The sequence below is a fragment of the Kitasatospora sp. NPDC101157 genome (assembly GCF_044768255.1).
Lineage (GTDB): Bacteria > Actinomycetota > Actinomycetes > Streptomycetales > Streptomycetaceae > Kitasatospora.
This window is the reverse complement of the sequence record NZ_JBIWPL010000006.1, coordinates 401,021-412,573: the sequence shown is the minus strand read 5'-3', so window position 1 is coordinate 412,573 and position 11,553 is coordinate 401,021. Positions and strand designations below refer to the sequence as shown.

Genomic DNA, 11,553 nt, shown 5'->3' with positions numbered 1-11,553 from the left:
CCCCGGCGTCACCCACCCTCCCGAAAGCCCCACCCCCCAACAGCAACCCCCCAACAGCACCCCCCACCCCCCTACCGCTCCGCACTCCCCCGCAACGCCCGCTCCAAATCCCGCAAAGCCACCCCGATCAACCGAGTCCCCGCCCGCACCACGTCCCCCTGCACCCCCACCGGCACCCCCGCCTCCAACCGCTCCTGAGCCACCCGCACCGCCCTGAACTCCACCGTCCCCCCCGTCAACAAGGCCCCCGCCGCCAACGCCGTGGCCAGCCGCAACTCCTCCGCGTACTCAGCCGCCCCCGGCACGGGCTCCGCATCGGCACCCGGCAGGTGCGCCTCCAGCAGCACCGCCGCCCGCCCGAGGTGCCCGACCGCCGCCCGGGCCCGGTCGAGCTGCCGCCGGGTGACCCCGGTCAGCCCCGACTCGTGCCGCCCCGGCTCCGCGTCCGCCCGTTCCATGGCCTGGATGAGCTCCGACCGCGCCTCCCGCGAGTCCAGCAGCGCCGACCGGACGACCCGCCCCCGCGGCGTCGCCGGCTCCTCGTAGCAGGCGACGACCGCCGCCGCGTACCGCCCCGCCGCCGCCAGCCACTCGGCGAGCCGCTCCCCGAGCCGGGCCGTCTGCCAGGTGGGGAACAGCGCGTACGTGAGCAACGCCAGCAACCCCCCGAGCAGCGTCATCCCCACCCGTTCGAAGGCCGTCTCCAACGGGTTCCCCTCCTGCAGCCCGAGCAGGAACACCACGTACGTCGAGATCCCGACGGTCGTCAGCGCGTACCCGGTCCGGAACGCGAGGTACGCCCCGCCGATGCACAGCACCGCCAGCGCGGCCAGCACCCACTGTCCGGGGTGGGCCAGCTGCACCACCAGCGTCGAGACGACGACCCCGACGACCGTCCCGACGAGCCGGGCGACGCCCCGGCTGTACGTCTGGGCGAAGTCCGGCCGCATCACCATGGCCGCGGTCATCGGCGCCCAGTACCCGTGGTGGAACCCGAACGGCCGGGCCAGCAGGTAGGCGACCGTGACCACCCCGGCGAGCCGGACGGCGTGCTGGAAGATCGCCGAGCGCGGCCGCAGCTGCCGCCGTACGGTTCGCAGCGCGACCGGCAGCATCCGGAGGAGCGACGGTTTGTGCAGCGCCCCGCCGGCTCCGACCACGGGCGTGGTGATGGTGTCCGCGTCACCGCGTTCCAGCGCGTCCGCCGCCTTGCGCAGCAGGCCGCCGAGCCGCCGGGCCGAGCGCCGGGCGGCGCCCTGCAGCCGCGGCCCCTCGTCCGGCCGGACCAGGGTGAGCGCGGGCGCCGAACGGGGGAGCCGGACCGGGTCGCCGGTGCGGACCGCCCGGGCGATGGCGTCCATGACCTCGGCGGCGGCCGCCAGCACCTCGCGGGCGCGGTCGCGTTCCGGCCCTTCCTCGGGGGCGCCCACCTTGGGGTCGGCGAGCGCGGCGAGGGTGGGGCGGATGCGTTCGGCGATGCCGCGCAGGCCGCGCAGTTCGGGCGGCCGGTGGCGGTCCTGCCAGGGGGTGACGGCCGAGGCGTTCCGGGCGGTCATGAACGGTTCCGGGTCCACGTGCGCGGTCGGGTCCTGGCGCAACCGGCGGGCGTAGTCGGCGAGTTCGGCATAGGTGTCGGCGAGCGCGGCCCGCTGGGCGGTCCAACTCCCGATCGGCCAGAGGGTAATGACGGCGGCCTGGACGATCCCGCCGAAAGCGGCGACCAGCCCGTGGCCGAGCGCGGTGGCCACGCTGACCGGCAGCTGCACGACGATCAGCATCACCGAGACGGTGTTGGTGGCGACGATTCCGGCGGTCGGTCCGATCGCCCAGGCGAGCCCGGCGCCGAAGGCCCACACGGCGAGCAGCACCGGGAACAGCCCGTACACCCCGACCGCCAGGTAGCCGAGGAAGGAGCTGACGCCGAGCCCGATCCCGGCCGCGACGGCGAGGCTGGCGCGGGGCCGGAAGCTGCGCTGGAAGGTGGCCGCTCCGGCGATGAACGCCCCCATCGCGGCGGAGGTGGCCAGCCGGACCCCGCTGACCGCCAGGATCGGGAACAACACCAGCGCCACGGCGACCGCCCCGCGCAGCGCCCGCTTGGGGTCGGTGAGCGCCCGGTCCAGGGTGAGTCCGGTCCGCGCGGTGTCACGAAGGGCAGCGAACCAGGACATACCGACATCCTAGGGTGCGCGCACCGGCCTCCGCCGCAGCCGCCCGAGCCGCTCCGCCGCCCAGAGCAGCGCGCCGGTCGGCAGGAACACGGCGTCCGCCGCGACCATCGCGAGCGAGAAGACCGGCAGCCCGAGCACCACCGCGATCCCCAGGTGCTCGACCATCATCACCGCCAGCAGGACGTTCTTGACCCGCCGGTTCATCAGGGTGAACGGGAAGGCGACCTGCAGGGCCACCGTGGCGTACGAGATCAGGAAGACCGGGAACAGTGCCGAGCCGACCAGCCCGGACAGCCCCGGCCAGGGGGTGAAGTAGTCCAGGTGCAGCGGGTAGTACAGCGCCGTGCCGTCCTGCCAGCGCGAGCCCTGCACCTTGTACCAACCGGCCGTGGCGTAGATCAGCACCACCTCGACGGCGATCACCAGCATCGCGCAGTTGTGCACCATGTTGGCCAGCGCGTCGAGCACCGCCCGCGGCTCGCCGGCCGGCCACAGGCGTCCGAGCAGCCACCAGAGCCCGGCCACCGCCCAGAGCCCCCAGAACAGCGGCGCCCAGCCGAGGTAGGGGAAGGCCGGGGCGGTCCAGGTCAGGCTGTCGCCGGAGAAGTCACCGGCCTGACAGACCGCCAGCACCGCGCCGAGCAGCGCCCAGAGCACCACCCCGCCCCGCCCCGGGGCCGCCCGGCGGGCGTCCAGCGACCACACCTCGGCGCAGCGGGTGAAGACCAGGTAGACCGCCATCAGGTGGACGACGTTGTCCCCGCCGTCACCGAGCAGCACGTCGCGGTTCTGCAGCGACAGCACGGTGACCAGGAACAGCACCGTGCTCGCCCTGGTCCGCCAGCCCAGCAGCACGGCCAGGGCCGCCAGCACGGCCAGGTGGTAGACCAGCTCGAACCAGAGCCGTCCGCCGAACCAGGGCAGCACGGTGAACGCCCCGTCGTCGGCCAGCAGCCGCTGGGCCAGTTCCATCGACCAGGGCGAGCGGTCGCCGTACAGCACCCGCCGGTTGGGCCACTCGCGCAGCAGGTAGGCGAGCCAGACCAGCCCGAAGCCGATCCGCACCGCCGCGGCCTGGTGCCGTCCGAGCGCCCGTCCGGTGAACGTCTCCATCGCCCGTCCGAAGGCCGCCACCGGTCCGCGCCGCGGCGCCGGAGCGGGCGGCGGCGCCGGAGCGGGCGGCCCGTCCGGACCGGACGGCTGCCGCGGGAACCCCACGAGCTCGGCCGGTTCCACCGCCGACGCCTCGTTCACCCCAACCCCCGGTAGTCCTCGTCCCCGACCGGCCACCACGGCAGCTCCCGCACCTTGGGCGCCGGCGGCCCGGTCTCACCGCTCCAGGCCGGCGGCGGCACGGTGGCGGTGGTCACCCGGAACTCGATCTCCAGGACGCGCTCGCCGTCCACCTCCCGGCCGATCCGCTGCAGCGCGATCCGCTTGAGGTACTGCTCGGCGAGCTTTCCGCGCGAGTTGGTCGGCTTCTCGTCCTGCGGGTCGTGCGAGCCGTCGTAGAAGTCCCAGGCCCGGCGCAGCAGGTTCTGGTCCACGTGGCTGGGCGCCGGGTTGCCCCGGATCGCGGCGATGTCCTGCGCGGTCAGCCCGGTCCAGTCCCCGGTCCGGGTGGCGCCGCCGTCGGCGACGGTGCGCACCCGGGCGTCCAGGCTGACGTTCTGCTGCAGCGGGTTGGGCGCGAACAGCTTCCAGTTCTGCTCGAACTCCGGGTACACCACGCCGTCGACCTCGTCCCGGTACTGCCGGGAGAGCACGTTGTCGGGCGCGACGTGCAGGAACACCGCGGCGAGGAACAGCCCGGTGCCGCTGACCAGCACCGCGGCGGCCAGGCCGAGGAAGAGCTGCGCGGGCCCGGACCACACGCGTCCGGGGGCGGCCCGGTCCGTGGTACCCGTCATGGCCTCCCCGCCCGATCGGCGCGCCGCCGGCCCGCACCGGCGCGTCGCGCGCCCATCCTGCCCTAACCGTCACGCGGCGGGCGCGGCGAGGCGTCACCGACCGCGGGGGAACCGGCCGGACGACGGCGTCAGAGGACGAAGGCGGTCTGTCCGCTGCTGCTGACCATCGGCCGGCCCGCGCCCTCCCAGGCGTACATCCCGCCGTCCACGTTCACCGCGTCCCGGCCCTGCTGCACCAGGTACTGGACGACCTGCGCGGAGCGGCCGCCGACCCGGCAGATCACGTACAGCTTCTCGTCCGGCAGCTCGCCGATCCGGGCGATCACCTCGCCGATCGGGATGTGCAGCGCGCCGTCCACGTGGCCGGCGTCCCACTCGTCCTGCTCGCGCACGTCCAGCAGGGCGGCGTCGGCCGGCACTGAGGCGGCGTCGGTGGCGGGGATCTGCGCGAACATCGTGGGGCTCTCCTGGGGTCGGTTCGGGTCGGTGCCATTGTGGCCCACCGGGCGGTCCGGGGCCCCGAGCAGCCGCTCAAGCTCGGCCTGCTGGGCGGCGGCCTTGGCGAGCAGCTCCTCGGCGAGCTGCTCCAGCAGCCGGTCCGGGTCCTGCGGGGCGAGGGCGAGCAGCTGCCCCATCGGGGTCTGCTCCAGCCGGACCTGCTCGGTGGCGGTCTCGGTGATCTTGGCTGTCAGCCAGTCCAGCCGGCGGCGCAGCCAGCCCAGTCGGTCGGGGGAGTCGACGGCGGGCGCGGCCTCCGGCGCGGTGGACCACTCGGCGGCCAGACTCTCCAGCGCGGCGGTGTCCCCGTACGCGTAGGCCTCGTTGACCCGCACCAGGAACTCCGCCCGGCGCTGCTGCTCGGCGCCGTCGGTGGTCAGGTCCGGGTGGGCGCGGCGGACCAGCTCGCGGTAGATCCGCTGGGCCTCCTTGCCGGGGCGCACCCGGGCCGGCGCGGCGGGTGGCGGCGGGGCCTCCTCCGCGCCCTCGCCGGACTTCTCCCGCACCGAGTCGAACAGCGCGTCCAGGTCGGGCAGCTCCTCGACCCGCTGCCGCGCCTCGGCGGCCCGGCGCAGGTCCTCGGGGTCCCCGGTCCGGGCCGCGACGGCCTCGGCGACCAGTGCCTCCAGCTCGTCCAGCCGGGCGTAGAGCGGCCCCAGCAGCTGGTGGTGGATCAGCGCGAAGTTGTCGATCTCCACCCGCAGCGTCTGCACGTCCACGTCCATGCTGAGCCAGGCGAGCTCGGCCGCGGCGACCCGCTCCTCCAGGTCCTGCTGCTCCGGGTCCGTCCAGCGGACGGGGCTCTGCGCGCTCACGGTCTCGCCTCTGTCTCGTCCGGCCGACTGGGTCCTGCGGAGCCGCCGCGAGGGCGGCCCGGCCTGCCACCCTACCGTCGCGTTCCAAGGCCCCGTCCGGGTGAAGCGGGGGTACGAACCGGCGCGCGGCGCGCGACACGCAACCGATCCTGATGAATCTCCCCGTTTCGGTGTCGTGCCCGGCCCGGTCCGTGCTTCGCTGGTATCCGCACAGCGTGCCTTCCTCCGGAGAGAGGGCCGCCTCCAGGCGCGGCGGCCAGGCGGGAGCAGACCGAATCCATGGTGGCCGAGTCCAACTCCACACCGCTTCCGGCGGGCGCCCGGACCGCGCCGGGCGACCACCCGGCCGGAGTGGCCGCCCTGGTCCGGCTCGCCCTCGTGCTGGTCGACCGGACCGGTCGGATCGCCCAGTGGAGCCGGGCCGCCGAGGAGCTGTTCGGTCACCGCGCCGAGGCCGCCACCGACCGCCCCGCCTCGGGCCTGCTGCCCGCCCTGGAGTCGCGGGTGCTCGGGCGCTGCGCCGTGCGCCGCCGCTGTGACGCCCTCGACACCCTGGCCGAGCTGACCGCCGCCGGCCGCCCCTGGGCCGGCCGGCTGACCGTGATCGACCGCGAGGAGCACCAGCGCGACGTGCTCTGGTGGGCCTACCCGCTGCCCGGCCCGTCCGGCGGACTGCTCGCCCTCGCCGCCGACGCCCGCCCGCTGCGCACCGGCGGCCCGCGGCTGGCGCTCGGCGAGCGCCTGCTGCCGTTCGCCGCCGCACCGGCCGCCCGGGGCGGCTTCCACGGGCTGACCGCCGCGCTCACTCCGCCCGCCGCCGAGTTGCCCGAGCCACTGGCCCGGCTGCTGCCCGCCGCCCACCGGGCCCCGCTGCGGGAGGTGGCGGCTCTGGGCGGGCTGCCCGCGCTGCGGCTGGACGCGGCCACCGTGCTACCGGTGCTGCCCTCGGACCCGCAGAGCGGCACCGCCCACGCGGCCGCCGGCCTGGGCCGCCGCTACCCGACGCCCCAGCAGCGTGCCGCCCGGCTCGGTCCGCCGCCGCAGCCCGACCAGTCCGCACCCGGCCGCCGTCCCGGTGGCCCGCTACCCTCCCAACGCGAAGCCGTTCCACGGGAACAGCGGGAACAGCGGGAACAACGCGAGCACCGGGAACACCGCGAGGCCGCGCAGACCACCCCGGCCGTCCGCCCCGCCGCCGTCCTCGGCGGACCGGCCGGCACCCCGCCCGTCCCGTCCCCCCACGGAGGAGGAGCCACCATCGAGCAGCAGGCCGCCGCCGTCGAGTCGTCCGCCCCCGGCGTCCCGCCGCGCCGCGTCGACCAGGCCCCACCGGGCGCCGTCCCCGCCCCCGCCGGTGCCGAGGGGCCGCCGAGCGGCCGACTGAGCCCGTTCCTCACCAACGGGCAGGCCGGCGAGCAGCTGGCCCTGCTGAACGAGGTCGGCGGCAAGGTCGGCACCACCCTGGACCTCGGCTTCACCGCTCACGAGCTGTGCCAGGTGCTGGTCCCCCGGGTCGCCGACTTCGCCTGCGTGGACCTCGTGGACGGCCTGATCTCGGACTCCGAACTGCCGGTCGCCCGCCCCGACGACGACACGATGCTGCGCCGGGTCGCCCTGGTCTTCAACCAGACCGGCGGTGCCTGGGACCACGTGCTCGCCGAGGGCTCGCTGGTCAGCATGCCGCGCCGGACCCCGCCCGGAATGGCCCTCCAGCTCAACCAGCCGGTGCTGGTCCCGGTGGTCAGCGCGGACGTCGCCGTCGACTACGCGATCGCCCTCGGCGGCGCCCGGCTGGCCCCGGTGGTCTCCGGCCGCTCGATGCTGGTGGTCCCGCTGTCGGCCCGGGGCACCGTGCTGGGCATCCTCAAGCTGCTCCGGCTGCCGGACCGCGCCCCCTTCGACGAGAGCGACGCCGCCACCCTCAAGGAGCTGGCGGTACGGGCCGCGCTGTCGCTGGACAACGCCCGGCTGCACCGTGCCGAGGCACGCGTCGCCACCACCCTGCAGCGCTCGATGATCCCGACCCGACCGCCGCAGATCCCCGGCGTGCAGATCGCCCACCGCTACCTGCCCGGCGATCCGAAGGCCGAGGTCGGCGGCGACTGGTTCGACGCGATCCAGCTGCCCGGCAGCCGGGTCGCCCTGGTGGTCGGCGACGTGATGGGCCACGGCATCCACTCGGCGGCGGCGATGGGCCGCTTCCGCACCGCGATGCAGACCCTCGCCGCCCTCGACCTGCCGCCCGGCCAGCTGCTGCGCCACCTGGACAACCTGGCCCAGAAGCTCGGCGACGACCACCTGGCCACCTGCCTGTACGCGGTCTACGACCCGATCAACCGGACCTGCGAGCTGGCCAGCGCCGGCCACGTGCCGCCCGTCCTGGTGCACCCGGACGGCACCGGCGAGCTGCTGGAGATCCCGGCCGGCGCGCCGATCGGCGTCGGCGGGGTGCCGTTCGTCGCCAAGACCATCGACGTCTCGGACGGCTCGATGCTGGTGCTGTGCACCGACGGACTGGTCGAGGTCCGGGGCGGGGACATAGGAGCCGGCCTGGCGGCGCTGTGCGGCAACCTGATCGACCCGCAGCAGAGCCCCGAGCAGGCCTGTGACGAGGTGCTGCGCCGGCTGCACTCGGACGACCGCAAGGACGACGTCGCCCTGCTGGTGGCCCGCTTCGACGGGGTCGCCCCCTCCGAGGTGGCCACCTGGGACCTCACCGTGGACCACCGCGAGGTCCGCCGGGCCCGCTCGCTGGTCCGCGAGCAGCTGGCGGCCTGGCACCTGGAGGCGCTCAGCGACACCACCGAGCTGCTGGTCAGCGAGCTGGTCACGAACGCCGTACGGGTCGCCCGGGACCGGGTGCAGCTCCAGCTGATCCGGGTGGACAAGCTGCTGGTCGAGGTCAGCGACGACAACCACAACCTGCCCTCGCTGGAACCCGCCGAGCAGCTCGGGGAGACCGGCCGCGGCCTCACCCTGGTCACCAAGCTCGCCGAACGCTGGGGCACCGCCCGCAAGGCGGTGGGCAAGGTCGTCTGGTTCGAGCTGCCCCTCCCGCACGCATGACGGCCGCGTACGGGCAACGCCCCGTACGCGGCCGACACGCCAGATGGAGCGTCCCTCAGGGGATCACGGCCCCCGCCGGACGGCGCCGGGCCTCCTTCGCCACCTCCAGGGAGGCGACCGTGGCCACCGAGGTGGCGGCGCCGACCCCGGCCAGCACCCGCGGCCAGAAGTCCCCGAACACCTCGACCGAGACGGCGATCAGCAGCGCGGTGATCACCGCGACCACGTGCTCCAGGCCGGCCAGGTTCGGCAGCAGGACGGCCTCGCCGACCATCAGCACCACCACCAGGGTGGCGGTGAACCAGGCCCGGGTGCGGAAGGCGATGCAGATCGCCAGTGCCACCACCGCGGCCGACGGCCCGGTGTCCCGCACGTAGGCGACCCACTTCGGGAAGCCGAACAAGTGGCCCGGACCGATCGCCACCCCGACCCGGGCGAACAGCGTGCCCGCCAGGGTGCACGTGTAGGCGACCACCAGGGTCATCCGCCGGCCGAGCACGACTTCGGCGATCGCGAAGACCACGAAGACCTGGGCCAGCGCCCCCCACACCGGCAGGTCCAGGGCCGGCACGTACAGCGACAGCGGGGTCCGCAGCAGCGAGAGGTCGAGCGGCAACGAGGCCCGCACCACCCCGATGTGGTTGACGAAGCGTTCGCCGCCCGGCAGGTGCTGGACGACGCTGAAGAGCAGGATCAGAAACGTCGCCCCCGTGGCCAGCGGAAACGCGGCGAACCTCTTCCGCACCACCGCGCCCCGGACCGTCTGGTACAACGCTCCCCACTCGGCGACAGCGGCCTTTCCGGCTAGCGCCAGCGGCCCCTTTCGCACGCCCCCCGCGTGGGTCCTGTGAATCACAACCGTTTCTCCCGAATCCCCGGACTTGTCAGCTACTCCAACATTAGAAGCCCGTTAACAAATCCACATCGGCATGGATGGGGATCGAGGTCATCCTCAGGAGGGAGACGAATCCCCCCTCCGGACCCCCCTTACGACCGATGGCCCTAGGTGCCCCAGTGACACTGGCCCTAGGTACACCCCCGGCCGCCGGCCCCCCTCCGCCCCCCGACGGAGGGCTACCCCTTCCCGTCCCGCGCCGCCACCGGAACCCGGGGCGCCACCACGGTGGTTCCGGCGTGCCGGCGGCGGAACAGGGCGGGCAGGCTCGGCGCCACGATGAAACCCTCGGCACGGGCACTGGCGATGCCGATCCGCGGAATCTCGCTGCTCTTCTCGAACAGCAGGTAGCGCGGTTCCCAGATCGGCCGGTACTTGGCGTTCGCGCGGTACAGCGATTCGATCTGCCACCAGCGCGAGAAGAACCCGAGGACGGAACGCCACAGCCGCAGCACCGGGCCGGCGCCCAGCCGCGAACCGCGCTCGAAGACCGAGCGGAACATCGCGAAGTTCAGCGAGACCCGCTTCAGCCCCACCTCTTCGGCGCGCTGCAGCAGCTCGATCACCATGAACTCCATCAGGCCGTTCTCGGTGTCCCGGGCCCGGCGCATCAGGTCCAGCGAGAGCCCGTCCGGGCCCCACGGGACGAAGCTCAGCAGCGCCTTGAGCTCGCCCTCGCCGTCGCTGCACTCCAGCATCACGCAGCGGCCGTCGCCCGGGTCACCGAGCCGGCCCAGCGCCATCGAGAAGCCGCGCTCGGTCGCCCCGTCGCGCCACTCGTCGGCCTTGGCCACCAGCTCGGCCATCTCCGCCTCGGAGATGTCCTCGTGGCGGCGGATCCGCACCGTGTACCCGGCCCGCTTGACCCGGTTGTAGGCCTGCCGGACCACCCGCATGGCACGGCCGTCCAGGGAGAACTCGTCCAGCTCGACGATCGCCTCGTCGCCCAGCTCCAGCGCGTCCAGCCCGTGCCGGGCGTAGATCACCCCGGCCTCCTCGGAGGCGCCCATCACGGCCGGCGCCCAGGCGTGCTCCCGGGCCTCGGACAGCCAGGCCTCGATCGCGCCCGGCCAGGCCTCCGGATCGCCGATCGGGTCGCCCGAGGCCAGCGAGACCCCGCCGATCACCCGGTAGGTCACCGCCGCCTTGCCGCTGGGGGAGAAGATCACCGCCTTGTCCCGGCGCAGCGCGAAGTAGCCCAGCGAGTCCCGCTCGCCCTGCTTGTCCAGCAGGCCGCGCAGCTTCGCCTCGTCCTCGGGGGTGAGCAGCTCCTTGCCGCGCGGGCTGCGGAAGGCCACGTACAGCACCAGCAGGAAGAGCACCGCGCCCATCGCGTTGATCGCGGCGTTCACCCAGGTCGGGGCGGCGATCACCGAGCGCAGGTGCTCGGACGGGGTGACGGTGATCATCCGGCCGACCGAGTAGCGGAAGAGGTCCCACCAGCCGGCGCCGTTCAGCTCGTTGGTCAGCCAGACCAGCAGCGCGCCGACCGCACCGCCGAAGAACAGCCCGCCGACGAAGGTGGCCGCCGCGGTCTTCGGGTTGGAGCGGTCGCCCTTGGAGGTGAACTCCTTGCGCCCGATCAGCAGCGCCAGCACGAACAGGCAGGTCAGGACGGTGGAGAAGTAGTTGAGCGGGTGCCTGTTGAAGTGCTCGCCGGGCAGCACCATGGCCGCCAGGTACAACAGGGCGAAGACGCTGCCGAGGGCCATGTTGAAGATCCACGCGGCCCGCTTGCGACGCCGCATCGCGACGGCGAGGAAGACCGACAGCACCGCGGCCGCCAGCCCGGCGGTCATCATGTACGGGGTGAAGTACTCACCCTCGTTGTGCTCGGAGACCTGGTTGCGCCACGGCACCAGCAGCACCGTGGTGACGTTCAGCAGCGCCAGCAGCCTGAGGTACCAGACGGAGGCGGCGGCGGCCCTCGGGCGCCAGCGGTCGAGCACGCCGACGGGTCGTGGCCCGGCGGACGTGGCGGACGGCTCCGACTTCACAGTGGACGACACAGCTCAATTCCAAACGATCAGATGGTGGGGCGCATCCGCAACGGCCCGGCGCCGGGCGCCCGCACGGGCCCGACGGACTGACCGACCACCCCCGCCCGCCGACCGCCCGCGTCGAGCGGCAGGTCGGAAAGGGCAGCCAACTCCATGGTTCCGCACCATTCCTGAGAATTACGTGAACCGGGTAGCGGA

8 protein-coding genes are annotated in these 11,553 nt (G+C 74.1%); 1 reads left to right on the top strand and 7 read right to left on the bottom strand.

What is annotated here, in order from left to right; all coding sequences use genetic code 11:
* Positions 1–71 precede the first annotated feature (71 nt).
* The 4 genes from ACIRVF_RS16960 to ACIRVF_RS16945 all read right to left on the bottom strand — a co-directional run bounded on the left by ACIRVF_RS16960 (position 72) and on the right by ACIRVF_RS16945 (position 5,394).
* On the bottom strand, positions 72–2,171 hold the full coding sequence (locus ACIRVF_RS16960; RefSeq protein WP_402817507.1) for an FUSC family protein: 2,100 nt from the start codon (positions 2,169–2,171) through the stop codon (positions 72–74).
* Positions 2,172–2,180: 9 nt separating this feature from the next.
* Positions 2,181–3,284: an HTTM domain-containing protein gene (locus tag ACIRVF_RS16955; RefSeq protein WP_402817505.1), complete on the bottom strand. Its 1,104-nt coding sequence runs from the start codon at positions 3,282–3,284 to the stop codon at positions 2,181–2,183.
* 137 nt (positions 3,285–3,421) lie between these two features.
* A complete protein-coding gene (locus tag ACIRVF_RS16950) occupies positions 3,422–4,081 on the bottom strand; it encodes a DUF5819 family protein (RefSeq protein WP_402817503.1) in 660 nt (219 codons plus the stop codon).
* A 128-nt stretch (positions 4,082–4,209) separates the two neighbouring features.
* Positions 4,210–5,394, bottom strand: a complete 1,185-nt coding sequence (locus tag ACIRVF_RS16945; protein WP_402817501.1) for a rhodanese-like domain-containing protein — start codon at positions 5,392–5,394, stop codon at positions 4,210–4,212.
* Between the two features lie 279 nt (positions 5,395–5,673).
* Here ACIRVF_RS16945 and ACIRVF_RS16940 point away from each other — a divergent pair, with 279 nt between their 5' ends.
* Entirely contained in the window at positions 5,674–8,460 is a 2,787-nt protein-coding gene (locus ACIRVF_RS16940; protein WP_402817499.1) for a SpoIIE family protein phosphatase, read from the top strand.
* A 55-nt stretch (positions 8,461–8,515) separates the two neighbouring features.
* Here the strand turns inward: ACIRVF_RS16940 and ACIRVF_RS16935 are convergent, their stop codons facing one another.
* The 3 genes from ACIRVF_RS16935 to ACIRVF_RS16925 all read right to left on the bottom strand — a co-directional run bounded on the left by ACIRVF_RS16935 (position 8,516) and on the right by ACIRVF_RS16925 (position 11,510).
* Positions 8,516–9,232, bottom strand: a complete 717-nt coding sequence (locus ACIRVF_RS16935; protein ID WP_402817497.1) for a hypothetical protein — start codon at positions 9,230–9,232, stop codon at positions 8,516–8,518.
* A 302-nt stretch (positions 9,233–9,534) separates the two neighbouring features.
* Positions 9,535–11,364 carry a phosphatidylglycerol lysyltransferase domain-containing protein gene (locus tag ACIRVF_RS16930; RefSeq protein WP_402817495.1) on the bottom strand — a complete coding sequence of 610 codons (1,830 nt, stop codon included), beginning with the start codon at positions 11,362–11,364 and terminating at the stop codon, positions 9,535–9,537.
* A 17-nt stretch (positions 11,365–11,381) separates the two neighbouring features.
* A complete protein-coding gene (locus ACIRVF_RS16925; RefSeq protein ID WP_402817493.1) occupies positions 11,382–11,510 on the bottom strand; it encodes a hypothetical protein in 129 nt (42 codons plus the stop codon).
* Between the last annotated feature and the right edge of the window lie 43 nt (positions 11,511–11,553).

Excerpts from the sequence above, each read along its gene's own strand:
- ACIRVF_RS16960 (WP_402817507.1), bottom strand. The coding sequence starts at position 2,171 with ATGTCCTGGTTCGCTGCCCTTCGTGACACCGCGCGGACCGGACTCACC.
- ACIRVF_RS16955 (WP_402817505.1), bottom strand. The coding sequence starts at position 3,284 with ATGGAGACGTTCACCGGACGGGCGCTCGGACGGCACCAGGCCGCGGCG.
- ACIRVF_RS16950 (WP_402817503.1), bottom strand. The coding sequence starts at position 4,081 with ATGACGGGTACCACGGACCGGGCCGCCCCCGGACGCGTGTGGTCCGGG.
- ACIRVF_RS16940 (WP_402817499.1), top strand. The coding sequence starts at position 5,674 with ATGGTGGCCGAGTCCAACTCCACACCGCTTCCGGCGGGCGCCCGGACC.
- ACIRVF_RS16925 (WP_402817493.1), bottom strand. The coding sequence starts at position 11,510 with ATGGAGTTGGCTGCCCTTTCCGACCTGCCGCTCGACGCGGGCGGTCGG.